This is a genomic window from Tateyamaria omphalii, from assembly GCF_014651375.1.
Lineage (GTDB): Bacteria > Pseudomonadota > Alphaproteobacteria > Rhodobacterales > Rhodobacteraceae > Tateyamaria > Tateyamaria omphalii.
This window is the reverse complement of the sequence record NZ_BMWT01000001.1, coordinates 146710-170187: the sequence shown is the minus strand read 5'-3', so window position 1 is coordinate 170187 and position 23478 is coordinate 146710. Positions and strand designations below refer to the sequence as shown.

The 23478-nt window shown below is 52.8% G+C and carries 29 protein-coding genes; 18 read left to right on the top strand and 11 right to left on the bottom strand.

Annotated features, from left to right (window positions below; all coding sequences use genetic code 11):
- Entirely contained in the window at positions 1 to 1578 is a 1578-nt protein-coding gene (locus IE087_RS00805) for a flagellar hook-length control protein FliK (RefSeq protein WP_189367031.1), read from the bottom strand.
- A gap of 114 nt (positions 1579 to 1692) precedes the next feature.
- Here IE087_RS00805 and IE087_RS00800 point away from each other — a divergent pair, with 114 nt between their 5' ends.
- From IE087_RS00800 to IE087_RS00775, 6 genes are all read left to right on the top strand, one after another.
- Positions 1693 to 1977, top strand: coding sequence for a rod-binding protein (locus IE087_RS00800; RefSeq protein WP_189367030.1), 285 nt, complete (start codon positions 1693 to 1695; stop codon positions 1975 to 1977).
- The gene (locus tag IE087_RS00795; RefSeq protein ID WP_189367029.1) at positions 1964 to 2323 is read left to right on the top strand and encodes a flagellar biosynthesis protein FlgN; all 360 of its coding nucleotides are present in this window, start codon (positions 1964 to 1966) and stop codon (positions 2321 to 2323) included. The genes IE087_RS00800 and IE087_RS00795 overlap by 14 nt, the downstream gene beginning before the upstream one ends.
- 207 nt (positions 2324 to 2530) lie before the next feature.
- A complete protein-coding gene (locus IE087_RS00790; protein ID WP_189367028.1) occupies positions 2531 to 3850 on the top strand; it encodes a flagellin N-terminal helical domain-containing protein in 1320 nt (439 codons plus the stop codon).
- Positions 3851 to 3925: 75 nt separating this feature from the next.
- Entirely contained in the window at positions 3926 to 4294 is a 369-nt protein-coding gene (gene flaF / locus IE087_RS00785; RefSeq protein ID WP_189367027.1) for a flagellar biosynthesis regulator FlaF, read from the top strand.
- Positions 4291 to 4692: a flagellar biosynthesis repressor FlbT gene (gene flbT, locus IE087_RS00780; RefSeq protein WP_189367026.1), complete on the top strand. Its 402-nt coding sequence runs from the start codon at positions 4291 to 4293 to the stop codon at positions 4690 to 4692. The genes flaF and flbT overlap by 4 nt, the downstream gene beginning before the upstream one ends.
- Before the next feature lie 3 nt (positions 4693 to 4695).
- Positions 4696 to 5484 carry a DUF1217 domain-containing protein gene (locus tag IE087_RS00775; protein WP_189367025.1) on the top strand — a complete coding sequence of 263 codons (789 nt, stop codon included), beginning with the start codon at positions 4696 to 4698 and terminating at the stop codon, positions 5482 to 5484.
- 96 nt (positions 5485 to 5580) lie between these two features.
- Here IE087_RS00775 and IE087_RS00770 read toward each other — a convergent pair whose 3' ends face one another.
- A complete protein-coding gene (locus tag IE087_RS00770) occupies positions 5581 to 6936 on the bottom strand; it encodes a FliI/YscN family ATPase (protein ID WP_189367024.1) in 1356 nt (451 codons plus the stop codon).
- 82 nt (positions 6937 to 7018) lie between these two features.
- Here IE087_RS00770 and IE087_RS00765 point away from each other — a divergent pair, with 82 nt between their 5' ends.
- The 9 genes from IE087_RS00765 to IE087_RS00725 are packed head-to-tail and all read left to right on the top strand — an operon-like array spanning position 7019 to position 11570.
- Positions 7019 to 7411, top strand: coding sequence for a FlgB family protein (locus tag IE087_RS00765; protein WP_189367023.1), 393 nt, complete (start codon positions 7019 to 7021; stop codon positions 7409 to 7411).
- A gap of 10 nt (positions 7412 to 7421) precedes the next feature.
- Entirely contained in the window at positions 7422 to 7814 is a 393-nt protein-coding gene (gene flgC / locus IE087_RS00760) for a flagellar basal body rod protein FlgC (RefSeq protein ID WP_189367022.1), read from the top strand.
- Between the two features lie 28 nt (positions 7815 to 7842).
- A complete protein-coding gene (gene fliE / locus IE087_RS00755; protein ID WP_189367021.1) occupies positions 7843 to 8127 on the top strand; it encodes a flagellar hook-basal body complex protein FliE in 285 nt (94 codons plus the stop codon).
- A gap of 1 nt (position 8128) precedes the next feature.
- A complete protein-coding gene (locus tag IE087_RS00750) occupies positions 8129 to 8398 on the top strand; it encodes a flagellar biosynthetic protein FliQ (protein ID WP_189367020.1) in 270 nt (89 codons plus the stop codon).
- Position 8399: 1 nt separating this feature from the next.
- A complete protein-coding gene (locus tag IE087_RS00745) occupies positions 8400 to 9119 on the top strand; it encodes a flagellar hook-basal body complex protein (RefSeq protein WP_189367019.1) in 720 nt (239 codons plus the stop codon).
- Between the two features lie 10 nt (positions 9120 to 9129).
- On the top strand, positions 9130 to 9915 hold the full coding sequence (flgG, locus tag IE087_RS00740; protein ID WP_189367018.1) for a flagellar basal-body rod protein FlgG: 786 nt from the start codon (positions 9130 to 9132) through the stop codon (positions 9913 to 9915).
- Positions 9912 to 10328, top strand: a complete 417-nt coding sequence (gene flgA, locus IE087_RS00735; RefSeq protein ID WP_189367017.1) for a flagellar basal body P-ring formation chaperone FlgA — start codon at positions 9912 to 9914, stop codon at positions 10326 to 10328. The genes flgG and flgA overlap by 4 nt, the downstream gene beginning before the upstream one ends.
- An 8-nt stretch (positions 10329 to 10336) precedes the next feature.
- Complete coding sequence (flgH, locus tag IE087_RS00730; protein ID WP_189367016.1) at positions 10337 to 11077, top strand: flagellar basal body L-ring protein FlgH; 741 nt, start codon at positions 10337 to 10339, stop codon at positions 11075 to 11077.
- 28 nt (positions 11078 to 11105) lie between these two features.
- Complete coding sequence (locus tag IE087_RS00725; protein WP_308425412.1) at positions 11106 to 11570, top strand: flagellar basal body-associated FliL family protein; 465 nt, start codon at positions 11106 to 11108, stop codon at positions 11568 to 11570.
- Here the strand turns inward: IE087_RS00725 and IE087_RS00720 are convergent.
- The 9 genes from IE087_RS00720 to IE087_RS00680 all read right to left on the bottom strand — a co-directional run bounded on the left by IE087_RS00720 (position 11539) and on the right by IE087_RS00680 (position 20853).
- Positions 11539 to 11976, bottom strand: coding sequence for a hypothetical protein (locus tag IE087_RS00720; RefSeq protein ID WP_189367014.1), 438 nt, complete (start codon positions 11974 to 11976; stop codon positions 11539 to 11541). The two genes, IE087_RS00725 and IE087_RS00720, sit on opposite strands and share 32 nt — an antisense overlap.
- A gap of 2 nt (positions 11977 to 11978) precedes the next feature.
- Complete coding sequence (gene flhB, locus IE087_RS00715) at positions 11979 to 13064, bottom strand: flagellar type III secretion system protein FlhB (RefSeq protein ID WP_189367013.1); 1086 nt, start codon at positions 13062 to 13064, stop codon at positions 11979 to 11981.
- Positions 13061 to 13831, bottom strand: a complete 771-nt coding sequence (locus IE087_RS00710) for a flagellar biosynthetic protein FliR (RefSeq protein ID WP_189367012.1) — start codon at positions 13829 to 13831, stop codon at positions 13061 to 13063. The genes flhB and IE087_RS00710 overlap by 4 nt, the downstream gene beginning before the upstream one ends.
- Positions 13828 to 15909, bottom strand: a complete 2082-nt coding sequence (gene flhA, locus IE087_RS00705; protein ID WP_189367011.1) for a flagellar biosynthesis protein FlhA — start codon at positions 15907 to 15909, stop codon at positions 13828 to 13830. The genes IE087_RS00710 and flhA overlap by 4 nt, the downstream gene beginning before the upstream one ends.
- A 260-nt stretch (positions 15910 to 16169) precedes the next feature.
- Positions 16170 to 18449 carry a hypothetical protein gene (locus IE087_RS00700; protein WP_189367010.1) on the bottom strand — a complete coding sequence of 760 codons (2280 nt, stop codon included), beginning with the start codon at positions 18447 to 18449 and terminating at the stop codon, positions 16170 to 16172.
- Complete coding sequence (gene motA / locus IE087_RS00695; RefSeq protein ID WP_189367009.1) at positions 18446 to 19315, bottom strand: flagellar motor stator protein MotA; 870 nt, start codon at positions 19313 to 19315, stop codon at positions 18446 to 18448. Before motA ends, IE087_RS00700 begins: the two co-directional genes overlap by 4 nt.
- Before the next feature lie 68 nt (positions 19316 to 19383).
- Positions 19384 to 19905, bottom strand: a complete 522-nt coding sequence (locus IE087_RS00690; RefSeq protein WP_229801217.1) for a MotE family protein — start codon at positions 19903 to 19905, stop codon at positions 19384 to 19386.
- A 77-nt stretch (positions 19906 to 19982) separates the two neighbouring features.
- Positions 19983 to 20354 (bottom strand): hypothetical protein, encoded by a 372-nt coding sequence (locus IE087_RS00685; protein ID WP_189367007.1) that lies wholly within the window; start codon positions 20352 to 20354, stop codon positions 19983 to 19985.
- Positions 20355 to 20364: 10 nt separating this feature from the next.
- Positions 20365 to 20853 carry a flagellar basal body-associated FliL family protein gene (locus tag IE087_RS00680; protein WP_189367006.1) on the bottom strand — a complete coding sequence of 163 codons (489 nt, stop codon included), beginning with the start codon at positions 20851 to 20853 and terminating at the stop codon, positions 20365 to 20367.
- A 107-nt stretch (positions 20854 to 20960) separates the two neighbouring features.
- Between IE087_RS00680 and fliF the strand changes: the two genes are divergently transcribed.
- The 3 genes from fliF to IE087_RS00665 are packed head-to-tail and all read left to right on the top strand — an operon-like array spanning position 20961 to position 23477.
- Positions 20961 to 22592: a flagellar basal-body MS-ring/collar protein FliF gene (gene fliF, locus IE087_RS00675; protein ID WP_229801216.1), complete on the top strand. Its 1632-nt coding sequence runs from the start codon at positions 20961 to 20963 to the stop codon at positions 22590 to 22592.
- A 56-nt stretch (positions 22593 to 22648) separates the two neighbouring features.
- Positions 22649 to 23191: a FliH/SctL family protein gene (locus IE087_RS00670; protein WP_189367005.1), complete on the top strand. Its 543-nt coding sequence runs from the start codon at positions 22649 to 22651 to the stop codon at positions 23189 to 23191.
- Complete coding sequence (locus IE087_RS00665) at positions 23184 to 23477, top strand: FliM/FliN family flagellar motor switch protein (protein WP_189367004.1); 294 nt, start codon at positions 23184 to 23186, stop codon at positions 23475 to 23477. Before IE087_RS00670 ends, IE087_RS00665 begins: the two co-directional genes overlap by 8 nt.
- Position 23478: the final 1 nt, after the last annotated feature.

The window sequence follows — 23478 nt, the reverse complement described above, 5'->3', positions numbered from 1 at the left end:
TCAGAGCCTCATGTCTATGCCAGTCGACGCCAATGATGAGGTACGCGCGAGAGGGGTGAGTGTTTGCTGTGGCGCCGCTGTTTCATCAACAGCAATTGGGTCGGCGTCGTTTGACTGTTCTGATGGCTCGGCGTGCTGTCGTCTTTGATCAAAGGCGAAGGATACATCCTCGAAGCCGAGATCGCTCAGTGATTTTCCAAGGTCATCGATGTTACGCCGCATCAGATCCAACGTATCTCCGCGATCAGCCCCAATGGTCACCGTGATTCCGGTTTCACTCGTCGACATGATCATTCGAACACGGCCGAGTTCTGCCGGGTTGAGTGCAATTTCTATTGGTTTGTCAGGAGACTTTTTGAAAGCCTCCGCAACGGACTGCGAAACGTGCTGTGGCAATTCCACGCGCTGGAGGGCAGATGCTGCTTTGGCCGTTTGCCCGGTGCTCGGCAGACGGGTTTCCCAGAAAACCTCGTCGTTGTGATTCGACGTTTCGATGGTAGTCGAAGGTTGTTGTGATTGATCTTGGATCAATGTTCCGATGGTCACCGCCGGTTGAACGTTTTTCGAGTTGTTCTGCGGGACCGAATTCGGATTAACCGTTCTTACCGTTGCGACAAGTGTCTGATCTAAGGTCTCAGGGCGCCCAATTGGCGCCAATGTTTTCTTACCTGATGTTGTCGCCAGATCTGACGAGTCGCCAGTCGTCTCATTTGCTGCGTGCCGCGTGGCGGTCTTCGTTTTTTCCGTAACCAACAGTCCGCTCGACGGGCTGGCGGGTTGGGCGGCATGCAAGAGTTCTGACTGCTTGCTTGTGGTTTTGGCTCCGTGCGCCTGCATCGTTTCCGTCGAATCTGATGGACGTATGTGATGCGATTTAAGTTCCAAAGATGTGTTTGGCGTGTTCTGCGATGTCGAGTGACCTTGCAAACTCGGTTGCCCCGCCTCGCGAACAGAGCCACTCGGTATGGTGCTGGTCGTGGATGTGAGATCCAGCAGGCTATCATTTTTTATTGAGGAGTGTCTGGCGCCGTTACTCTCAGAAACAGCGGAGATGCCAAGGATCGACTTTGCGTTCTCAGCATTCTCAATGGTCCGGCGGTCGAGCGTTGCACCAGATGTTGGATCATTCTGTGAAAGCCCCTGAATCATCGCCGACATTGGCGACGCTGGCTTTCTCTGTGCTGAAGGGGTATGCGACTGATCACCACTTGCCACATTTGCATGACCTTCAGAAGGCCCGGACGTTGTTTTGTTTGATACTTGCGTAGCGTCGCCGTGTGTCTCAGACGCGTCAGTGTTGTAAGCGACTGCGCCTCGACCCGTTTGTTCGGCTAAGCTATTCTTGTCGCTCTTGGCACCGGATTCATGCTCCGCATATGAATCGGGGCTGCCCGAATCCAATACATTTTCAGCTTCGGCCTGTGCGTCAGTGTCACGGTCGTCCCGCTCTGTTGCCTCGCCTGGGTTCTCTCGCATTGCCAATTCGAAAGGTGAGTCAGCGGTGTGTTTTGATGCCGATTGACTTGTTGGCATTGGGTCGGCGGTCGGGCTCGTACTGAGCGTTTGAATGAGCTGCACGCGTTTCTCCGGGATTCTTCCACGTTTCGTGCACATTGGACCATCCATAGTTACCGGTTCTTTACCGCTGATCTGTCAGGCTTGGGAAAATCCATTCAATTCTAAGGAACGCCAATGATCACCCCGTCGTTATCTTTAAGTTCTCAGTCGCCAGTTGATCACCGCGACACGTCCTTGCGCGTTGCCGCGCAGAAACTTGAAGCGGCATTCCTTGCCGAGATGTTGAAGTCGGCCGGGCTTGGAGAAAGCCGTGATTCGTTCGGAGGCGGCGCGGGCGAAGATCAGTTTTCTTCATTTCTAGTACAAGCCCAAGCGGAAAAAATGGTTGAGGCTGGTGGCATCGGGTTGGCCGAAGCGCTGTTTGAGTCACTAAAGGAGCGAAGCAATGAAGATGAATGAATATCAAGGTGCGCTAGAGGAATTGGAAGATCTACTTGATGCAGAGAAGGCCGCCGTTCTGGAGGGCAAGCTCGATGACGTGGGCAGGCTGTTAGATCAGAAAACGCGTTTGCTTGAATTTGTTGGGGGATCGGAGTCTTCGAATGCCAAGACAATGACAAAACTGCGAAACAAGCTGGAACGAAATCAAAGCCTTTTGGAATCGGCTGCGGATGGTGTGCGATCCGTTTCGCGGCGATTGTCTGCAGTCAGACAAGTTCGTGAGTCGCTTGAAACGTACGACTCACTTGGCCGACGTAGAAATGTGACCATAAGTGTTTGCCATAATTTGGAAAAAAAGGCTTGAGCAGGATTAATTTAAATCTGCGGTTTTCAAAATTCCAGCTTTAGGGATCCGTTAGGTAAATCACCTTCATGGTGACCGCGCACTTGGTTTCAAGTGGCGCATTCCCCCGTGAAGGGGTGTGCATTTGTCAGAACGGCAGTTTGGCCGTCCCATCGGGGGGCGGGACGTAAACCAGGGCGCAAAGCGCCGTGACAAAAGGAAATGCACATGTCGAGCATTCTTACGAACAATAGCGCAATGGTTGCGCTGCAGACCCTGAAGGGCATCAACAAAAATCTTGCGATGACGCAAAATGAAATTTCGACAGGTAAGTCGGTTTCGAGCGCAAAGGACAATTCCGCCGTCTGGGCCATCTCGAAAGTGATGGAGTCCGATGTGGCTGGCTTCAAAGCTGTGTCGGAAAGCCTCTCCTTGGGCGAAAGCACCGTCGCCACTGCTGCTAACGCTGCAGAGTCAATTACGGATCTGTTGAACCAAATGAAAGGTCGGATCGTTGCAGCACAGGAGGAAAACGTTGATCGGGGCGCTATCCAACAGGATATCGAATCGCTGACCGAACAGATTGGGTCAGTTGTTTCCGCTGCCCAGTTCAATGGCTTGAACCTGATCGATGGCACGAGCACGGACGACGTTCAGATCTTGTCATCGTTGAACCGGGACAACTCCGGCGCTGTGACTGCAGGGCAAATTGACGTCGTTCGCCAGAACTTGTCGACAACTACACCTGCGACCGCACAGTCGTTTGGTACAGGTGTATCGACTCAACCTTTGGCGAACGCGGCTGTTCAGGTTGGCGCGGCAAACACTGGTTTCGCAGCCGCCGCGACTGATCCTGTCTCGTCTGAGACTGTAGCAGGCGGTGGCAGTGTCACGGTGAGCTTTGGCGCCGTTTCCGCAGGAAATAGCTACCAACTGACGTTGGATGGGTTGTCAATCAACACGGCGGACGGAAGCTCGGCAACTGGACGTCGCGATTTCCAGTTTGTTGCCAGCGCTGAAGATGGCCAAGCGGATGTCATCAATGGACTGGCCAATCAGCTAAGTGCTTTCTTTGATGCCGCTACCGATGGCGCCGATGGATACAGTGTAAATGTGGACGTCGATGCTGGCACGCTGACATTCTCGACAGGCGCAACGGCGGGGGACGTTGATGTCGGTGCCGTGTTCCAGAACGGTGGTACCGCGGGTTCGACCGCATCTTCCGGTGGGCTTGGTGCTCTGGCCACGCTTGATGTGACGTCCGATTCGGGAGCTGCGTCTGCGCTGACCGCAATCGATGGCCTTATCGGGCAATCGATCAGCGCGGCTGCTGCCTTTGGTACTGTTCAAAACCGTATCGAAACCCAATCAGACTTTGTCAGCAGTCTAACGGACTCGTTCAAGTCAGGTATTGGTTCGTTGGTCGACGCGGATATGGAAGAAGTGTCGGCGCGTTTGCAGGCATTGCAGACGCAGCAGCAGCTTGGTGTGCAATCGCTTTCCATCGCGAACCAGGCGCCACAGTCCATCTTGTCGCTGTTCCGTTAAGTCCAAAGGGGGGAGGCCGGCGCAAGTTAGGCCTCCTCCATTCCTTTTTTTGAGCAGGTGAAACCTTTGAATGCGATGTCCCAAGCCCTGAAGGGCTATACTGAACATGCGACGTCAACAAAAAGTGGACGTAGATCTGAATACGAAGTCATCGCGAAAGTTACGCAGCAACTGCGTGATCGCGCCATGGACGCAAAAACCAACTATGCTGCATATGCCGACGCGCTGCATACAAACCAACGCCTTTGGACGGCTCTGGTTGTTGATGTGGTCGATGATCAAAACCCTTTGCCAGCAGAACTCAAGGCAAGAATTGTGTACTTGGCCGAATTTACGCGGCATCACACGCGCCGCATTCTGAGAAAGAAAGCGTCGGTTCTGCCACTTCTTGAGATCAACATGGCGGTTCTGCGCGGCCTCAAGCAGGAGGGGCCGATAGCATGAGTGGCCTAATCTTAAAACTGAGTCCCAAAGAGCGTGTGTTGATCAACGGGGCAGTAATCGAAAACGGAGACCGGCGCAGCCGGATCGCCATTTTGACACCTGGCGCAAACATCCTGCGCTTGCGGGACGCAATTCATCCGGAAAGTGCAAAAACGCCCGTCAAGCGCGTTTGCTACACGGTTCAACTCGTACTCTCAGGCGATGCTGACAAGGATGAGGCCCGCTATCCACTTCTTCGCAACATAGAAGAACTGAGCCAGGTTTTTGTCGATGCTGATAGTCGCAAGCACCTTGATATTGCGTCCCACGCGTTGGTTCAGGACGATCACTATCGTTGCCTCAAGGCTCTTCGCTCACTGCTTCCCCGAGAGGAGCGGCTGCTGGCCGCAAGCCATTAGACAATGTACCAACCTGTATTGATATCGTCCGGTTTGGCCGGGTGGCAGTTTCTAAAGCGCACCTATGAACAGCAGCTTTCAGCGTTCAGTCAATCCACGCTGTTGCAACGTGATACGGATCATTTTGCAGACAAAATATCATCGGTAACAACTGCAGATGAATTGGTGGCGGATCGACAATTGTTGACCGTGGCGCTCGGCGCCTTTGGCCTGTCCGAAGATATCAACAACACTTACTTCATCCAGAAGATGCTAGGCGACGGCACAACGGCCCAAGACGCCTTGGCGAATCGGTTCACCGACCGTCGTTATCGTGATTTTTCTGAGGCATTCGGGTTGGGGCCAGGGGAGGTTCGGGGCGCGTTGCGGCCCGGTTTTTCAGAAGAGATTATTGCCAAGTATCAAGCGAACAGCTTTGAAATAGAAACTGGCAACCAAGATGAATCGATGCGTATCGCTTTGTACGCGGAGCGGACACTCCCGGATGTCGTGACAGGAAGTGGCTCTGATGCATCAAAGTGGTTTGGCATCATGGGGCAACCGCCCCTCAGGACCCTCTTCGAAACAGCTTTGGGACTGCCTCAAGCATTTGGCCAGGCGGACATCGATCAGCAATTGTCCGTGTTTCAAGAACGGTCCGAACGTATTTTGGGCGTCAGCGACCCTGCAGATTTCGCTGAAACGGAAACACTTGATCGGTTGGTGACGACATACCTGGCGCGATCACAACTGGCCCAGATTGGCAGCGGTGCGTCGGGCGCATCAATTGCTCTCACGCTCTTGAGTGTCTAGGCCCGACGGCCATTCGGCTCACCTCGCATCTTTGTAAATCGGGTCGCGTGGTGAAACGAAATGAGGTTTTTGAGCGCAACCAATTGATCGCATCGACTAGCGGCCAGAATTCCCTTTGGGGACAATACAACCGCTACGGCGCAAAGCCAGTTTAAGTTGATCGAAGCTATGTGCGCACCCCTTGTTATGCATCAGTGTCATCGCTTCGTCTAAGTGTGGCCATGCCTGAAGCGCTGCGTCTATGTCGCCATCCGCGCCCTGCGTGTAGAGACCCGCGCTTATCATCACTTGATTCTGCGCATAAACGCTCATGAGTTTTCGAACTTGTGTGATTGTTTCATTCTCTGCATCAGAAGCGGCGCCTGGCAAACTCCGTGAGACAGATTGCAGAACGTCAATTGCAGGAAAGTGCCCCCGTTCAGCAATTGCACGATCCAAAACGACATGCCCGTCCAACACACCGCGCAGTATGTCAGCAATTGGTTCATCCATGTCTGAACCAGCGACCAGAACGCTGAACACCGCTGTTATGTCGCCTTGATCTGGTCCGCCCGGCCCCGCGCGTTCGCACAGCGACATGATCAGATGCGAGATTGAAGCAGGAAACCCACGCAGAACTGGTGCTTCTCCGGCCGCAACAGCAACCTCGCGATGTGCTTCTGCGAAGCGCGTGACAGAATCCGCCAAAAGCAAAACTGACTTTCCTTCGTCGCGAAAATGCTCGGCAACTGCCATGGCGGTCCAGGCGCATCGACGCCTGAGCAAAGGGGACTGATCGGACGTCGCGGTGACAACAACTGAACGTGATAAGCCTTCGGGGCCTAGAACATCATCAACAAATTGGCGTACTTCACGGCCACGCTCACCGATCATGGCAATGACAACAACGTCTGCTGATATTCTTTGAGCCAACTTTCCCATAAGGCTCGATTTACCAACGCCTGAACCAGCAAAGAGACCTATCCTTTGCCCGCGAACGATCGGTAGCATTGTGTCGAATACAACGTGCCCGGTGTCCAATCGGGGGCCGAATGCCCGACGAGACGCTGCAGCTGGTGGCTCGTTCTTCAGTGCGCGCGGAGCGAGCCCGCGGGTAAGAGGCTTGCCATCCAGCGGATTGCCGTTCGGATCGACAATGCGACCGAGCCAGCTATCATGCGGTGCAATCTTGTTTTGTGTATCGACAGTTACTCGATCACCAAGTGCCACGCCCTCAAAAGGACCGTCTGGCATAACTGTGACCGAAGCTTGGGACAACTGAACAACCTCGGCGGGCAGAGGATCACCAGACCGTCGTGCGACCAACACGCGATCACCGATTCTTGCACACTCATTCAAGCCGGACACTGTCAGCACATTTCCAACTGCCCCACCGATCCGACCAATCGGATACGTGACCTTAATTTCTGCGAGCTGCTCTTGCAGCATTTGCAATCGCAAAGCTTGGCGCATCGGGACCTCCTGTTGTTTGCACACAGTTTCTTAGGGAATCAGAGTTAAGCGTTGATTGAAATCACACGAGGGAGAAGCCCCGATGTTTCAAAATCTGGCCGTTTTCGAGTCAGCTCAAGCCATGGCGATGCACGCTGGTCAAAGACAGGCAGTGATCGCGCAAAATGTCGCGAATGCCGACACACCTGGCTACGTAGCACGTGATCTACCCAGTTTCATTGATGTTTATGCGCCCGTCGACGCGTCGGCTTTCTCGCAGCGTGCAACGCGGCTCTCTCACATGAACGGGAGCCCATCAAACAACGCTGAAGTAATGACGGAGCAAGATCGAACGTTTGCTTCGCCAGATGGAAACACAGTGTCACTTGAAACAGAGATGCTGCGGGCGACCGAAGCCAAACGGCAACATGACAGATCTCTCGCAATCTACAAATCCGCACTCAACATCCTTCGGTCGAGTTTGGGACGTCAGTAAGGAAGTTCAAATGAGTGAATTTGCAAAATCCCTATCGGTATCTGCCAGTGGCTTGAAGGCGCAGGCATCCCGCTTGCGTCATCTATCAGAGAACATCTCGAACGCAGATACACCGGGATACAGACGCAAAACGATACCGTTTCGCACAGCTTTCGATGCGGGTCAGGGTGTCAGTAACGTTGAGGTTGGGCGTATGTCCATCGACAATCGGCCGCTCGCGCGTATCTACGATCCGGGGCACCCGATGGCAGATGAATCTGGCCACTACGAAGGGTCCAATGTCGACCTGTTGATCGAGTTGGCTGATGCGCGTGAAGCCCAGCGCAGCTACGAGGCAAATCTGAAAATGTTCGAGCAGACGCGGCAGATGTCGTCCAGCTTGATGCAGTTACTGCGCCGCTGAATGCGCGCATCTATGAAGGAGATCCAGAATGGAAACCGCAGCACTATCGGCAGTTCAGAACTATGCAGCACTTCGACCAGCGACACAGCCTAGTCAAGGCGACGGTGGCAGCGTTTTTGGCAAAGTGGCCATGGATTTCGCGCAGACACTCGCACAGGGAGAGCAGGTCGCGAAGGAGGCAATGGTTGGTCAGGCGGATCCACATGCGCTGGTACAGGCCCTCGCGCAGACCGAGCTTGCCGTTGAAACCGCTGTCACCGTAAGAAACAAGGTCGTCGAGGCTTATCAGGAAATCCTGAGGATGCCTGTTTGACATGCTGAATGAAGTCCTTTTCTTCGACACATTGCGCCAGGGGTTGTGGATTGCTGTCTTGGTCTCCATGCCGATTTTGACGGTCGCCTTGGTGGCCGGGGTCTCCATCGGTTTGGTTCAAGCGCTCACGTCCATTCAGGAAATGACACTCACTTTTGTGCCAAAGCTGGCCGCCATTGTCGTCGTTTTCTGGTTGTCTATGGGTTTCATGACGCAGACTCTCGTATCTTTTTTCCAAAGCCGGATCATCCCGCTGATCATCGGAGGTTGACATGGACAACACCGGTTACATTACCCTCACTCGCCAGTCCGGCTTGATGCGCGAAATGCAAATTGTTGCGAACAACATCGCAAACAGTGCAACCACCGGCTACCGCCAAGAAGGCATGGTCTTTTCCGAATATGTGCAGAGCATGCAGGGAGGACCATCCTTGTCGATGGGCCATGGCAATGTCCGGGAAACATCTTTTGTCCAGGGAACGCTGACGGAAACCGGTGGAACATACGATTTCGCAATCGAGGGTGACGGCTTTTTTCTGATCCAGACGCCCAACGGGGAACGGGTTACGCGCGCAGGCGGCTTTTCACCAAATGGACAAGGCGATCTGGTGACGCCTGAAGGGTACCCCGTATTGGATGCTGGCGGTGCGCCCGTTTTTGTTCCTCCCGGAGCAAAGTCACTGTCAGTGTCGCCAGACGGATCGATCAGCGCCGATGGAACGTTTGTTGGTCAGATTGGGCTTTTTGACGCTGTAGATCGAACCGAACTTGTTCGTGAAGGCGGGGTGATGTTCCGCTCTGACGCGGGGTTCGAACCATCGGACACGGCGCGAATTATACAAGGTTTCATCGAGGAATCCAACGTTGATCCGATTGGTCAACTGGCGCGGATGATTGAAATTCAACGCGCCTACGAGATGGGTCAAAACTTTCTCAATTCCGAAGATGAACGGGTCCGTCGTGCGATGGATGCCATGTTGAAATCCAACTGAGGAGACTTCAATGCGCGCTCTAAAAATTGCCGCGACAGGCATGTTGGCCCAGCAAATGCGGGTGGAAACGATATCCAACAACCTCGCGAACATGAGTACCACCGGATATAATGCCCGGCGCGCCGAGTTTGCCGATCTGCATTACCAGCAAATGACCAGGCCCGGCGCTATCAATGCATCAGACGGTACGGTTTTGCCAACTGGCGTCCAATTGGGGCTGGGCGTACGCCCTGCTGCGGTGTCGGTACACTTGGCACAGGGTTCGCTTGCCGCAACCGGAGGTGATCTCGATCTGGCCATTGACGGCAATGGTTACTTTGAAGTGACCTTGCCGTCGGGGCAAACTGCCTACACCCGTGATGGCGCGCTGAAACGAACGGGCGAAGGCCTTATCGTAACATCTGATGGCTATGCTGTTGCGCCCGAGATTGTGGTGCCCGAAGATGCGCGTAGCATCTCGATTAACGGTGATGGTGAGGTCTATGCCTACTTTACGGATGCTGCGGCAGGCCAGTTGATTGGCCAATTTGATCTGACGGGATTTTCTAATCCCAAGGGATTGGAGGCGCTTGGCAGTAATTTGTTTGCTGAAACCGATGCATCTGGGCCGCCAATCGTCACAACGCCCGGTCTTGATGGGCTCGGAACACTGCGCCAGGGGTATCTTGAAGAAAGTTCGGTTGATGCAGTCCGCGAGATTACCGAACTGATTGCCGCGCAACGTGGATATGAGATGAACTCCAAAGTGATTTCGGCCGCCGATCAAATGATGGGTGCGATGACGCAAGTCCGATGATGCGAGCGCTGATCATATCTTGCCTCGTGGCAGCATCGGCTTCCGCTGACACCGTGGTCCCAACCAGAACCTTGCGACCGGGAACACTGATTTCTGCGGCAGACTTGACAGTTCTCAACGAAGCGGAAGCGGGCATGTTCGAACACGTTGCGGATGTTATTGGACAAGAGGCAAGGACGGCACTCTATGCGGGCCGCCCAATTCCGTTCGATGCAATCGGCGCGCCTGCAATAGTGAACCGAAATCAGATTGTACCTTTGTTTTTCAATGCGGGCGGGCTGTCAATTGCAACCGAAGGCCGCGCCCTTGAGCGCGGCGGTGTCGGTGATCGTGTGCGCGTAATGAATTTGAGTTCCCGATCGAGCTTGTTCGGTTTTGTACAAGAAGACGGCTCTGTGAAAGTGACCCGATGAGTATTTTGATGAACAGAAAACTAACCCAGCAATGCTTCAACGCTGCGCTTTGCCTTTTGGTGTCTGCGTGTGGGCGAGGCGATCATCTCGGTAAGCCACCCAGTTTCTCAAACCCATTGGAGACACGTGAGCACTCAGCCATGGTATCGGCCAGCTTGCCGTTGACAGTGGAAGAAGTCGGTCCGGTGGACCGGGCGTCTCTTTGGAGTGGCCAACGGTCTTCGCTTTTGGGTGACCGACGGGCGGTTCAGCGGGGGGACATCATGACGGTTGTCATCGAAATTGACGAACGCGCGGAAATCTCGAACGAAACCGACCGGTCCCGTAGCGGCACAGAAAGCCTGCAAGTGCCCCAGTTGGCAGGGCTGCCCCAAAGGCTGGACGAAAAGCTTCCGGAAGGGGCATCTGCATCTGACTTTGTTTCGATCAAATCCAGTTCCGGATCGAGCGGCGATGGATCCGTAAAACGCAAAGAGAAGTTGACCCTTCGCGTTGCAGCAACTGTCGTTGACGTCCTGCCAAACGGAATCTTGTCAATTTCCGGTTCTCAAGAGCTGCGTGTAAACTTCGAGATGCGCGAACTTCTCGTGTCGGGATACGTTCGTCCTGCAGATATCTCGCGCAAGAATGAAATTACCTATGACAAGATTGCCCAAGCACGTGTGTCCTATGGCGGACGCGGTCAAATCACAGATGTTCAACAGCCAAGAATAGGTCAGCAAGTCCTGGATGCTGTCCTGCCATTTTAGGAGTGATCAGTTGAAGAAACTAGTTCCATTGATCTTTCTGGCTGTTGGCGCAGGTGCGGGTGTCGGTGCGGGCATTCTTTTAAGGCCGGTACCCGAACCTGTTATCTCCACAGAAGTCAACGAACCTGTGGAGCGGTCGGATGTTGCCGATACCATGGAAGACTTGGCAGATCGCGAGTACGTTAAGATGAACAATCAGTTTGTTGTGCCAGTTCTCCGAGATGGCGCAGTGCGCTCATTGGTGGTGATGTCGCTCAGTCTTGAGGTGCCGGCCGGGCAGAAAGACGCGATCTACTCGCATGAACCGAAACTGAGGGATTCCTTTCTCCAAGTCCTTTTTGATCATGCCAATGTCGGTGGCTTTGATGGTGCCTTTACCGATGCAAATAATCTGGCTGTGATACGTGGAGCATTGCGTGAAGTCGCGACCAAAGATATGGGTGATCAAATCTCGGACGTTCTTATCGTCGAGATTGCGCGTCAAGACTACTAAAAGCTGATTGAGTAAGCGACGTTTCTATCGCCTGATTGAGCGTACGTTCCCTGCGAAGCCGTTGTCGGCCCAATCTCTGTTTTTCTGACAGAGCCTCGGTCACCAGTTTTTCCCCGTTGGTTTTCCGGTGCCGTGCTGCGATGTCTTCCTTTAGTGCAAGCACTTGTGCCAGCTCAATATTCAGTTTCCTGCGGCTGTTTTCTATCCACTTTAGCCAAATGATGTCTGCTCCGATTGCACGCAATTCTGAATCTGACGCTGGTTGAGCGTGAGTCTCCTGAGCGAGGCTCTGGAGCCGCGCCAGTTCTGACCGCAAAGATGTCTCGCGCACCTTGAGTTTTGACATAGCTTGTTCGCTTTGGCGAAACTTCAATTCCGAAATCTGTCGAAGCTGGGACCAATCCATATCTAAAGCCCGGTGCGCGCGTGCTGACGCATCTTGTCCGCGAAGCGTATGGCTGCGGCGACAGCTACGTAGTGATCCGGATGTATTTCATCTCCAATGGATGTGACGGCATGCAGGGTGCGCGCTGTAGGTGGATCACTATGTATTGGGACGCCGCTGTTTTGCGCAATTTCTCGAATGCGGAATGCTGTTTCGTCAACACCCTTTGCGACACAAACCGGAGCTGTTCCGCTTTGACGAGACCACTTCAATACAACTGCGTAATGCGTTGGGTTGACAATCACGACATCCGCCTGTGGTACGTCCGCCATCATTTGCTGCGTTGCAATGGCTTGAGCGCGTGTGCGACGTTCTTGCTTTAGATGCGGATCTCCTTCAGAGTTTTTGGCTTCATCCATAATTTCTTTTCTCGACATTCGGTTTTTGCGAATGTGCTCTTGATGCTGCCAAACGGCATCAATGCAGCCTAGTGCTGCAGATATAAGTACCACCAAGAACAAAAATGCGACGCATATCTCTGCCAGAAGAGAAACGACTAATCCAGGTGATGTTTGAATCGCACTGACCATATCCGGCAAGCGCGCGTTAAGAAATATGGCCAGGCATCCAGAATAGAAAACTAGCTTTGCAAAGCTCTTGCCGAATTCGAAGAATCCAGTCCTTCCAAATTTCTGTTTTGCATTCTGGATAAGCGAAATACGTGACAGTTTAGGTTGCAACTTGGATGGTGCGACCACAAAAGCCCGTTGGGCAAATATTGCTCCAAGAACCGCGAGGCCCGGCACAACAAAGAAAGGCGCGAGCGATATAGAAGCATCAAACAGAATGCCGCCGATGATTGCTGATTGGCCGCCGTTGAATAGAATATCCGCCAAACCGCTGGATTGATCGAGGACGGCTTGCATACTGTTGCCAAAGGACGTCAAACTTTGCGCGCCGACGGCTACAAGAGCCAATGTGAGCCCGGCATAGGCAGCTGCGGTCTGAAGGTCAGTTGACTTTGCAACTTCTCCCTTCTTTCGTGCCTCAAGAAGTTTCTGAGGTGTCGGGTCGAATGGCTTGTCGCTTGTATCATCTTGATCGCTCATCTGCCCGCCTCGAACGGAGACGCCATGAACTGATCAAGAGCTGACAACCAAACTGACAACATCAAAGGCGCTGCGAGTAAAAGAAGGAAGAGACCACCCAAGGTGATCAGTGGTGCACCAACGAAGGCAACCATGAGCTGCGGCATGGCTTTGTTAATGACGCCGAGCGCAAGATTGTACAAAACAGACATCAAGACGAATGGGGTTGCCAACAGAAATGCGAGTTCGAAGGCATAAGCGACTTGCCCAAGCCCCCAATCTGCAACTTCGTTAGGCGAATGAAACAACCCCATTGGCAAAAAAGTGTAGGAATGGATAAGTAGGTGCGCTGCCTTGACATGCAGACCTGCCATGACAGCCAGTGCGACAGCGCCGATCATCAGTACGTGCCCCATCGCTGGCAGAGGTTCAATCGATGCACCGCCCATGATCTGCGACAATGACGTTGACTGGGCGGCTATCGCGCCAGCGGTTTGTAGTGCCAAGATGAACAAACGAACACCGAGACCTATCAGCCCGCCAGACACTGTTTCAGTCACTACCAAGAGGATGAGATTTTCGACCGAAAATGCTGGGGGCATTTGTTGTATGGCGGGTACGATGATCAATGTGAACGCAATAATGAGAACCAGTTTGATGCGCGCAGGCACAGATTGTTCCCCAAAACCGGGAAGCAAAGCTACCGTCGCGCCTACTCTTAGGAAGACTGCAAACCCGATCCATAGTTGAGTTTGCAACATTGAAAGAGCTTCGGTTAGCGCGATCATGCTGCGACAACACCGACCAATGCAGGGCGCGCATCTACCCCTATTTCCTCAAAGGATAGAACAGGGTTTTTGAGCCCCTTGGCACGCATCATGGTTTGCAAGAAGCGACGCCGGCGAGTATTCGTCACGACCGCAGGGAAAATCCCCTGATTTCCGGCATCTTGCAGTTTCTCTGATACGTTGGCTGCTAGTCGATTGAACAATTCGGGAGGCAACGCGATATCCAGCCCTCGGTCTGCATCAACCTGGTAACTTGAAAATGCCTCTTCCCATTCTGGAGCCAGCTGAACCAAGGGAAGAGTACCATCATCCCGACGGATACCCGAAACGATCTGAAAGCCAAGACGTTGCCGGACATGTTCACAAATCGACTCTGGTTGAGCGTTGAGAGCGCGCGCTTCAGACACGGCTTCCAGAATTAAGGGCAGGTTCCGGATGGACACTTGTTCGTCCAACAGCAGTCTTAGCACTGCATGCAAAATATCCATCGGTACCTTATCTGGAATGAGTGCGTCGAGCATCTTCCGATTGGCTTCCGCTCGCATCGGGTCCGAGACAGTTTTCATTTCATCTAGTAAGCGACGCAGGGACTTTAGAGTAAGCAATCGGCTGAAGTTTTGCTTGATGACCTCAAGAAGATGGGTGGCCAAGATCTCTGTCGGTGTGACCAGGGTCACACCGGCAATTGCCGCGATTTCTTGATCCTCAGCCGCGATCCAACGTGCGGGCGCCCCGTAAACCGGTTCCGTAGTATCGTCGCCTTCGGGAACGTCGTCTGATGTTTCTGGGGCTAGTGCCAGGACTTTAGTCGGTTTGATTGTGCCGCTGGCCTGTTCAACTCCTTGAATTCTAATAGCATAACCTCCTGTCTGAAGGCCTGCGTTGTCTGTCAGCCGAATTTCAGGAAGAATGAGTCCAAACACCGTTGCAACGTGTAAACGCATGTTCGAGATTCTGGCATCCAATCCAGTTCCTGGATCCAGCACCATGTTGACCAGATCTGGTGAAAACTCCACATGGATGTCATCTAGCTCCAATACGTCGCCAAGTGTCTTTTCTGGAATTTTGCTTACTGTGTCGTCCAGTGCTGATGTTGCCAGATCTGCGGCCCTTGCTTTGCGTCTAATTAGGAACGCGGTGGTGGCGAGTGCGCCAGCACCAGCAAAAAATGGCAGGATTGGCAGGCCAGGCACGAGACCGAGCAATGCCATAAGTACGGCGACCGTTGACAACGCGGCTGGATGGCGACCCAATTGCCCGAACACCGCCAGGTCGGTTGCGCCTTTCGCCCCCCCGCGGGCCAACAAAAGAGCCGAGGCAATGGAAATTACAACCGCTGGGATCTGCGAAACAAGACCATCACCAACAGTTAGAATTGCGTATGTCTCAAATGCACTTCCAAGTGCCATCCCATGAACGGCGACACCCATCACAAGCCCGGCAACCAGATTCAAGAGCGTGATCAACAATCCAGCAACAGCATCGCCTTTCACAAATTTGGATGCGCCATCAAGTGAGCCAAAGAAAGTGGTTTCTGCCTGTTCAAGCTCGCGTCGGGCCTTTGCTTCCTGGTGATCGATTGCACCAGCTGACATGTCGCTGTCGATCGCAAGCTGTTTGCCAGGCATGCCGTCGAGCGCGAACCGTGCGCCTACTTCCGCCATACGGGTTGCGCCTTTTGTTATCACCATGAAGTTGACAATCAACAAAACGCAGAAAACGACCAAACCTAGGAAAACGCTCCCACCCATTATGAACTGAGCGAACCCTTCGATAACCTCGCCAGCGGCGTGTGTGCCAGTGTGTCCCTGACCGATGATAAGTTTGGTTGAAGAAACGTTAAGAGACAGCCGAAGCATCAAAGATGCCAAAAGGATAGTGGGGAAGGATGAAAAATCCAATGGACGCTCAATAAAGAGCGTGATGGTAAAAATCAGTATTGCAAGTGCAAAAGACGTAGCAAGACCTATATCCAATACCCAAGCTGGCATAGGTAGGATCATCATTACAATAATCGCCATCAGTGCGACCGCCAGCAGGACGGTTGGATTATATACCGCAGATCCAGAAAGCTTCATTTAAGAAATTCTCTCAAGTTCCGCTGCAGTGCTGCCTTTATCCACATATCGTAGCGCCCAACAGACGAAAGGGGTGTTCGGAGTCATTTTGGAAGTATAAAATCCTCACTCGAGGTGAATGAAACGCTGATGCGTATCGCCCAACTGTTATGATGTGGTCTCTATGCCAAAAGGAATGTGAGTTTCCTCGCGGCTGGTAGTATTGACTACATCCTTCAAAAGCTTTTAGCCGATTGCAGGTAAAGAAATGGTAACCAAGACTAATTTGGATAGTCGCCGTCATCGCTGTATCCCGACAGCAATTGCTCAATCGCTTCTCGAGCTGTGGCGCTTTCCATAAGCGCGTCTTCGACGCGCCCCAATACACCGTCGGATGTGTCTGAAAAATCGACAGTTGAAGAAACTATCTCAGATACAGAGCCGTGCGCAGGATCATCCGGGTCAACCAAAGCATCCCAGTTTTCAGAAAGCCATGCCGATCGCTTGCGCAGATCTTGATCGCCCAACCCGAAAAACAGTTCGTAAGCGGTGTCGTAGTCGCCAATGCTCAAGTTAGCCTGTGCTCTCAAGCGGTTTGCTTGATCACCTGACATTCCAGAAAGATATGCAAGGGTCGCTCGTGGTCGCGATAGATTCAACGACAATTCTGCAAGTAACAGCCTCCGCTGCTTTGTGATAGGCGTACCGGATCGAGTGGAAAGAATGGCGTTGGCCTCGCTATAGAAACCCAGGTTCATCAGTCGTCGAGCGAGCGCGTCTGCTGTCTTTCCCTGCAATTTGTGTGCCGGTTCGGAAACCGCGATGAATGCATGTTTGAGAAAAGTTGTGTTACTTGCGTTTTTTGAAAGAAGAAGAACCAAAGTTGAATAGAGTGGTTCGGGGTCGGAAACCTCGTCTTCGTGCTCCAGGCTTTCAAGTGCATTGAAGGCTGTATCAAACTGCCCGGACTTTGCCAGCGCGAGGACATGAGCACGTTGCAATTCCCTCCCAAGAGGGTCGCTCCGCATCTCCATCGCGTAGGCCTCCACCAGGGTGGCAATATCTTGGGAGATTTGAACCTCTGCATCTAGTTGCGTATTTACGTACCGAATAAGGGCTTCGGCTGACTGTTGATCGTTGGAGGTGATAATATCTTCCAGCCTACTTTGTGCCGTTGAAATATCACCTTGCGTTATCTCAATGTCTGCCTTGGCTAGTTCTGCAGCGTTGGGCAACTCTTCTAAGGCGCGTTCCAACCCACGCAACGCAGCAGCAGCGGCGGTGTCATCACCAAACATCAATAGTTTCTTGCTGAGGGCGGGGGCAAGGAAATCGCGCAAGTGCATTGGCAAGCTACTAAGTGTAAGAAGTGCCGCTTGCGTGTTAACTGATGAGGATGGTTTTGGATCGTGCGCCGACAGAATGGCCCAGAGCGCAACATCGGAATCACAATCTAAAAAATTCTCCAGGTGGTTGCCCAAAGGTGCTGAGCCAAACTCCATTATGCCCGCTATATCGACCAACGCTCTATTTTGGGAGAGTAGGTCACGGCTCATTGACAAAACTTGCTTTGCTTCAGCACCGAAGCCAAAATAAATGTACGTACGGGCCAATTCGACAGAAACACTATTGTCTATTACATCAAATTCAGAAAACAAAGTGCGCCGTAGTGATGAGATCGCGTCAGAAAAGCTGGAGGCTGGCCTCCAATCTTGTACGCGTACCTCTGAAGGGTCGATGCATTGAACACCCAGTGTTGTGGATGTGTCTCCAACTTCGTTTCTCGAGTTCGGTACATCTCCGCTGGACGTAACGCGAAGGTTGCCATTTCGCGGTTTGTTTTCTTCCTCTTTGCCAAGCGAGGACATTGAGGAGTCGAATATACTTGTATCGATATGAGGATGAGGCGTCCTTAGAGGACTGACCACACTCAGGTTGCTGGGCTGTAGTATCCCTGTGCTTGCCGCAAATCCGATCCTGCTCGCTAATTGTTCTTGCGCTTGTTGAAGTCTGGACACCTCAGCCTTCGCCAAAGGCTCCTTGACTGACAATGTGGATTTCTCAGCGGCCACAGATGCTTCCAGACTGGAAGGCTGAACTTGGTCGGACGCCTCATCTTGCGTTTGATCCGGCGTGAACCGCAGTTGTTGTGACCCCACAAATCGCAAAGTGGACGACACAATTTGCCGAGTTGTGCCGGAAGGCTCCTTTGTTCTTTCACTAACGTCAACGACAAGCATTGTACCGGATCGAAAAACCTCCACCGCGCACTCGCATGCGTATGTTACTTCAAGAGAACTTGCATCCCCTTCGACAGCCCTGACATGGGTTTGGCCGATACGATTGAATACGCGCGAAGTATCAAAACCATCAACATGGCCTTCAATAGTGATTGTAGCGCCCCAGTCTCTTTGTTCAATTGACCATGCTTGGCTCCTTGGAACATCCAGGACAAGCCGGGAGAAATCAGTATGTGCGCCTGATCGCACAGGAATCTGCGAGGCATAGGTTGCGCCTGCCGCTAGGGTAAAAAACGCGAACAGTTTGAGAAAGAAGGTCATGCCGCGTTTTGTTTCACAGATTTTAGTGCATCTTCGAGGTCGCCAAAAGAGGGGCGACAGTGTGACGGTGTATTTTGACGTCCAACTTCAATACAAATGTTGGTTGCATGATTGTGTAAGTTCGCTACGAGTACTTCGCGAATAAGTTGATAGAAATGGCCATCTTCTTCGACAACCGCTTTTACTTTTGCGGCGAACGGTCCAACAAGGCCATAAGCAAGAAAGACACCCAAGAAAGTGCCAACAAGCGCCCCGCCAATCAGTTTACCAAGGATTTCCGGTGGTTGGTCAATAGATGCCATTGTCTTGATCACGCCAAGGACCGCCGCGACAATTCCCAGTGCGGGCAAACCATCCGCGACGGTTTGTAACGCGTGGCTTGAATGCATCGCATGATGCATGTTTGTTTCCATGCGTTTCTCAAGAACTTCTTCCACTTGATGGGGGTCGTCGTAGTTCATTGAAGCGGAGCGCATAGTATCGCAGATAAGCGCGGTTGCTTCAGAATCTGCCGTTATTTTGGGGTAGCGCGAAAAGATGGAAGAGCCTTCCGGATCTTCAATATGTTCTTCTATCGCGACAGGATTCTGACGCGCAAGCCTGATCAATTCGAACAACAGGCACAGCAAATCCTTGTAGTCTTCGTGTGCCCATTTTGGACCTTTGAACACTTTTCCCAAGTCTTTTATAGTGTGTTTGACCTCAGACATTGAGTTACTGATCAGAAATGCACCGACGGCAGCACCCAAAATCATTGTCATTTCGAATGGTAGTGACTTGAGAATGATTCCCATTTTGCCACCAGCGGCCAAGTAGCCACCGAAAACCATTACAAAGATGGTCACAATGCCAATGATCCCGATCACTTCTGTACTCCCTAAATCCGTTCGGCTACAAAGATTGCAGATAGCGGTTAACAAAGCTTCACGTGGGCCTAGTTCTTTGGTGCTCGTGCGTTCCGCCCGGCGAGGATTGCACTAATCGAGTAAGCGGAGTCAGGCTCCAGCCCTGCCATTATCTTGGCTGCTATCTCTGGCCGCATTCGCCCAAGAAAGCCTGCAGCAAATGCAGGTTCCATTGCACCAAACAAGGCAGCCGCCTCTTTTGGCTTCATATTCTCATAGACCGTTGTTAGCTTTGACAGGTCGTCTTCTGCTGCGGTTTGCGCAATGGACAGTGTTCCTCGCAAGCGCTGTTCTACATCTTCTAAAGCAACGAGGCGCCTTTCAATTTCCACCTGTGCAACATCAAGCGCTTTGGCTCGCTCATCCAGTGCCCCTTCACGTTCAAGCACTTTGGCCTCGCGCTCGCGCAAAGAATCCAGCAAGGATTTGATGTCAGTGTCTTGGTTTGCAGTCGGTTCGGAGTTCCCGAACTGAGTTGTCAGCGGGAGAGAAATTCCATCCTCCAAGTCCATTTCAGCAAGTGCCGAGGCCGCTCCAATGCTAACGCGCACGACAGCGGATCCGATCAATAAGATGGCCAAAAGAGTAATTGACCCGCGGTTGAATACGGTAAGCTTCCTTCTTGTCGTCATCTGTTCCCCCCAATCGTGCGGCGGGTAAAGATCGGTTCACTTGGTTCGGGCGGACTAGCGGGCACTGAATGGGGCTCTTGCACACTTGGTACGTCATGTAGTGCTGCCATTTGCAATTCGAGCCTGCGCGCCATTTCGGCAGCGCGTTGAGTCGTATCACTCAGCGATTCGGCTGATTCCGCAGCGGTGTCCTGAGCTGCCTTCAAGGTCTTTGTCAGATCGTCGACCTGTGCAGACAGGACCGCCACTGCGCCGCCCACCCCTTTTTCGAGATCGTTAAATCGCCTGAGGCGACGACCCAAGACAAAGCAGTAAAAACCGGCACCCAGCGCTCCCGCCGCCAGCAAGATATCAGCTATGAGGTCCATTTGTTCACCATCAGCTTAAAACGAATTCCATAATGAGCAGGTCGTTGACACGCCCGGGTCCAGTCACGATTTGTACGCGCCGGAGCATCTGAGCCCGCAATCTTGTCAGCGCCGCAGGGCTTTCGATGTCCGCAGTTTCAAGCGCGCGCAAATACCCGTTGAGAACGTCAACAACGCGTGGAAGAAGCGACTCGACGTCGGAAGCATATTGCGACGGGACCTCAAGCTGTGCTCGGAAGCGGAGATGACGACTGTGCGCATTTGGTGCCAGCGAGATAACCATTGGTTCGACAGGAACGAATGATATGTCAGGCAGATCGGTGGGCGACGTTTCAACCGGCTCAGCCTGAGCACTCGATTCGGGAGCCAGGATCAAACCGGAGAACGTGGCAAAAAAGCCACCACCAGCACCAAGCAACAAGGCAACAACGCCTAGGATCAGGGGCATTTTGGAAGGTTTCTTGACTTCCTCATTTGTATCGACGGCCGTGTCTGTCATCGGTGTCCTACTCAAAAAAACTCGAATCCAGATTTGCCACAGATCAACTAACCGATTGTTAAGGCTGTTCAGTCATTGCTGTCTCAAAGTCGGGCAGAACGCACGACATGACGGAGACAAACGTGCAGCAGTTACTGAATGTCTGGATGGGCCTGGATATCAAACGTCAGATCACTGTCGTGGCGGCGACAGTTGCAATGTTCCTCGCAATTCTTGCGATGTCTCGAATTGTGACTGCGCCCACGATGACGCTGCTGTACTCTGGTTTGGAGAATGGGGCCGCCGGGGAGGTGGTGAGATCACTTGAACAACGCGGTGTTCCGTTCGAAGTTCGCGGCGGGTCCATCTTTGTTGATGCACAAAATCGCGATCAATTGCGCCTTACTTTAGCAAGTGAGGGGCTGCCTGCAAACAGCAGTCGCGGATACGAACTACTAGACAGTTTGTCTGGTTTTGGCACAACCTCGCAAATGTTTGATGCTGCATATTGGCGCGCGAAGGAAGGTGAACTCGCGCGGACAATTGTATCGAGTCCAAGCGTGGCCATGGCGCGTGTTCATATCGCTTCAACAGGGTCGAATCCCTTTCAACGCAGCGTTACCCCAACCGCATCTGTCGCAATAACGCCCAACGCCGGACAGATCACAGGGCAGCAGGCCAAGGCAATTCGGTTTCTCATTGCGTCTGCGGTTGCGGGGCTGTCCGCCGATGATGTCGCAGTGATTGATGTGAACGGGGCTTTGATCGGTGCAGGTGATGATGCGGCGCCCGCGGCAGGTTCAGAAGACAAAGAGAACATGTTGCGGGAGCGAGTTGAGCGGTTGCTCGAGGCTCGCGTGGGCGCAGGGAATGCTGTGGTTGAGGTCAGCGTGGAGACGGTGACTGAAACGGAAGAGATTCGGGAGCGCCGTTTTGATCCGCAAGAACGGGTGGTGATCAGCACGGACACGGAAGAACGATCGAGCACGTCTAACGAAGCGGGTGGAGGGGATGTGACCGTCGCTTCAAATCTGCCGGATGGAGATGCCGCCGGAAGTGACAGCGCTTCTTCTCAAAACTCGGAAACGCGAGAGCGTATCAACTATGAGGTATCTGAAACTGAGCGCGCCATCGTAAAAGCCGCAGGTGCAATTCGGCGTGTCACAGTCGCTGTACTCGTGAACGAAACTCTTGCCGATGTTGAGGGTAGAGCCGAAACTGCACAGCGATCTGCAGAGGAGCTGAGCGCTCTTCGCGAGTTGGTCGCATCTGCCGTCGGTTTTGATGAGGCCCGTGGCGATGTAATAACAATCAAGTCGATGGAACTACAGTCAGTTGTACCCCAAGGCACAGTCGCAGAAACGTCCGTGTTCGACAACTTCCACATTGATGTGATGTCGGCGATCCAGATGGCAATTTTAGCAATTGTGACTCTGATTCTGGGCCTTTTTGTGGTCAGGCCCGTGCTGACGCGCGATGCGCCATCGGCACCCGAGGGTTTGCCTGCTCCCTTGTCTGAAGAGCTTGTGAACAGACCAGCAATCGCCGGTTCTATGGATGGCTCGCCTGGTAATGACATCGGCATTGATCACGGCCGGGAAAACCTGCCGGACTTGTCCTCTCTTGATCAGGCAGAGGCGTCTGAAACCATCGAGTATCTGGCAGCGGATCCGGTTGATCGCCTCCGTTCGATGATCGGTGAACGGCAAGAAGAAACAGTCGAAATTCTGAGAAGTTGGCTTGAAGAGGAGCGCGCATAATGTCCGCGTCGCACCTATTCGAAGACTTTGGAGACATCAATTCGTCTCAGGCATCCATGCGAGACACCCCGATCGAAGAAATAGAGGATCAGAAACTCGAGGCATTTGAAAAAGGTTACCAAGCAGGCTGGGAGGACGCCGTGGCAGCCCAAACTGAAACGCAATCGTTTGTTTCTAGCGGTTTGGCCAACAGCCTGCAGAACGCATCGTTTGAATACCACGAGTTGCGCGCGACACTGAACGCTTCGGTCGAGGCAATAATGAACGGCGTCATCAATGTCGTCTTGCCTACATTGGCACAGGCCAGTCTCGGGGCGCATGTGCGTGACGAGGTGACGGCTTTGACAAGAAAGACTCTGGATCGTGCCATTGAGGTTTTGGTCGCGCCGGAAAGTGAGGCTGCTGTCAGAACAGCACTTCAAGATGATCTCCCCGGACCTTTTGTGCTGACCACGGATAAGTTGTTAGCACCGACTCAAGTGGTTTTGCGGCTGGATCACGACGAAGCAGAATTGCACTTGGACCGTGCCATTTCTGACATCTCAGAAGCAGTTGCGTCATACTTTGAAAATGCTCCGAACGAGGCGAAAGATGGCTGAAACCCCTTCAAAAAAAACTCTTGCGTCTGATGCGCACAATCCCTTTACAGCGGTTCCGATTGAAATAACGGTGTCCGTAGGTCAAGCGCGGCCACTGGTGCGCGACCTGGTGATGCTTGGTTCGAACGCCGTTCTGACCCTTGACAAAAGAGTGGATGATCCCGTCGATCTGTTCGTCGGCGACAAGCTTATCGCGCGTGGCACGTTAGAAGAAGCCGACGGTGATGAAGAAGGTCAATTGGTTGTTCGATTAACGGAAATACTCGACCTTGGTGCGGGTCTTTAGG

Bases quoted from the DNA above. Each gene is read 5' to 3' on its own strand.
- IE087_RS00800 (WP_189367030.1), top strand. From the start codon at position 1,693: ATGATCACCCCGTCGTTATCTTTAAGTTCTCAGTCGCCAGTTGATCAC.
- IE087_RS00795 (WP_189367029.1), top strand. From the start codon at position 1,964: ATGAAGATGAATGAATATCAAGGTGCGCTAGAGGAATTGGAAGATCTA.
- IE087_RS00790 (WP_189367028.1), top strand. From the start codon at position 2,531: ATGTCGAGCATTCTTACGAACAATAGCGCAATGGTTGCGCTGCAGACC.
- flaF (WP_189367027.1), top strand. From the start codon at position 3,926: ATGTCCCAAGCCCTGAAGGGCTATACTGAACATGCGACGTCAACAAAA.
- flbT (WP_189367026.1), top strand. From the start codon at position 4,291: ATGAGTGGCCTAATCTTAAAACTGAGTCCCAAAGAGCGTGTGTTGATC.
- IE087_RS00775 (WP_189367025.1), top strand. From the start codon at position 4,696: ATGTACCAACCTGTATTGATATCGTCCGGTTTGGCCGGGTGGCAGTTT.
- IE087_RS00770 (WP_189367024.1), bottom strand. From the start codon at position 6,936: ATGCGCCAAGCTTTGCGATTGCAAATGCTGCAAGAGCAGCTCGCAGAA.
- IE087_RS00765 (WP_189367023.1), top strand. From the start codon at position 7,019: ATGTTTCAAAATCTGGCCGTTTTCGAGTCAGCTCAAGCCATGGCGATG.
- flgC (WP_189367022.1), top strand. From the start codon at position 7,422: ATGAGTGAATTTGCAAAATCCCTATCGGTATCTGCCAGTGGCTTGAAG.
- fliE (WP_189367021.1), top strand. From the start codon at position 7,843: ATGGAAACCGCAGCACTATCGGCAGTTCAGAACTATGCAGCACTTCGA.
- IE087_RS00750 (WP_189367020.1), top strand. From the start codon at position 8,129: ATGCTGAATGAAGTCCTTTTCTTCGACACATTGCGCCAGGGGTTGTGG.
- IE087_RS00745 (WP_189367019.1), top strand. From the start codon at position 8,400: ATGGACAACACCGGTTACATTACCCTCACTCGCCAGTCCGGCTTGATG.
- flgG (WP_189367018.1), top strand. From the start codon at position 9,130: ATGCGCGCTCTAAAAATTGCCGCGACAGGCATGTTGGCCCAGCAAATG.
- flgA (WP_189367017.1), top strand. From the start codon at position 9,912: ATGATGCGAGCGCTGATCATATCTTGCCTCGTGGCAGCATCGGCTTCC.
- flgH (WP_189367016.1), top strand. From the start codon at position 10,337: ATGAACAGAAAACTAACCCAGCAATGCTTCAACGCTGCGCTTTGCCTT.
- IE087_RS00720 (WP_189367014.1), bottom strand. From the start codon at position 11,976: ATGGATTGGTCCCAGCTTCGACAGATTTCGGAATTGAAGTTTCGCCAA.
- flhB (WP_189367013.1), bottom strand. From the start codon at position 13,064: ATGAGCGATCAAGATGATACAAGCGACAAGCCATTCGACCCGACACCT.
- IE087_RS00710 (WP_189367012.1), bottom strand. From the start codon at position 13,831: ATGATCGCGCTAACCGAAGCTCTTTCAATGTTGCAAACTCAACTATGG.
- flhA (WP_189367011.1), bottom strand. From the start codon at position 15,909: ATGAAGCTTTCTGGATCTGCGGTATATAATCCAACCGTCCTGCTGGCG.
- IE087_RS00700 (WP_189367010.1), bottom strand. From the start codon at position 18,449: ATGACCTTCTTTCTCAAACTGTTCGCGTTTTTTACCCTAGCGGCAGGC.
- IE087_RS00685 (WP_189367007.1), bottom strand. From the start codon at position 20,354: ATGGACCTCATAGCTGATATCTTGCTGGCGGCGGGAGCGCTGGGTGCC.
- IE087_RS00680 (WP_189367006.1), bottom strand. From the start codon at position 20,853: ATGACAGACACGGCCGTCGATACAAATGAGGAAGTCAAGAAACCTTCC.
- fliF (WP_229801216.1), top strand. From the start codon at position 20,961: ATGACGGAGACAAACGTGCAGCAGTTACTGAATGTCTGGATGGGCCTG.
- IE087_RS00670 (WP_189367005.1), top strand. From the start codon at position 22,649: ATGCGAGACACCCCGATCGAAGAAATAGAGGATCAGAAACTCGAGGCA.
- IE087_RS00665 (WP_189367004.1), top strand. From the start codon at position 23,184: ATGGCTGAAACCCCTTCAAAAAAAACTCTTGCGTCTGATGCGCACAAT.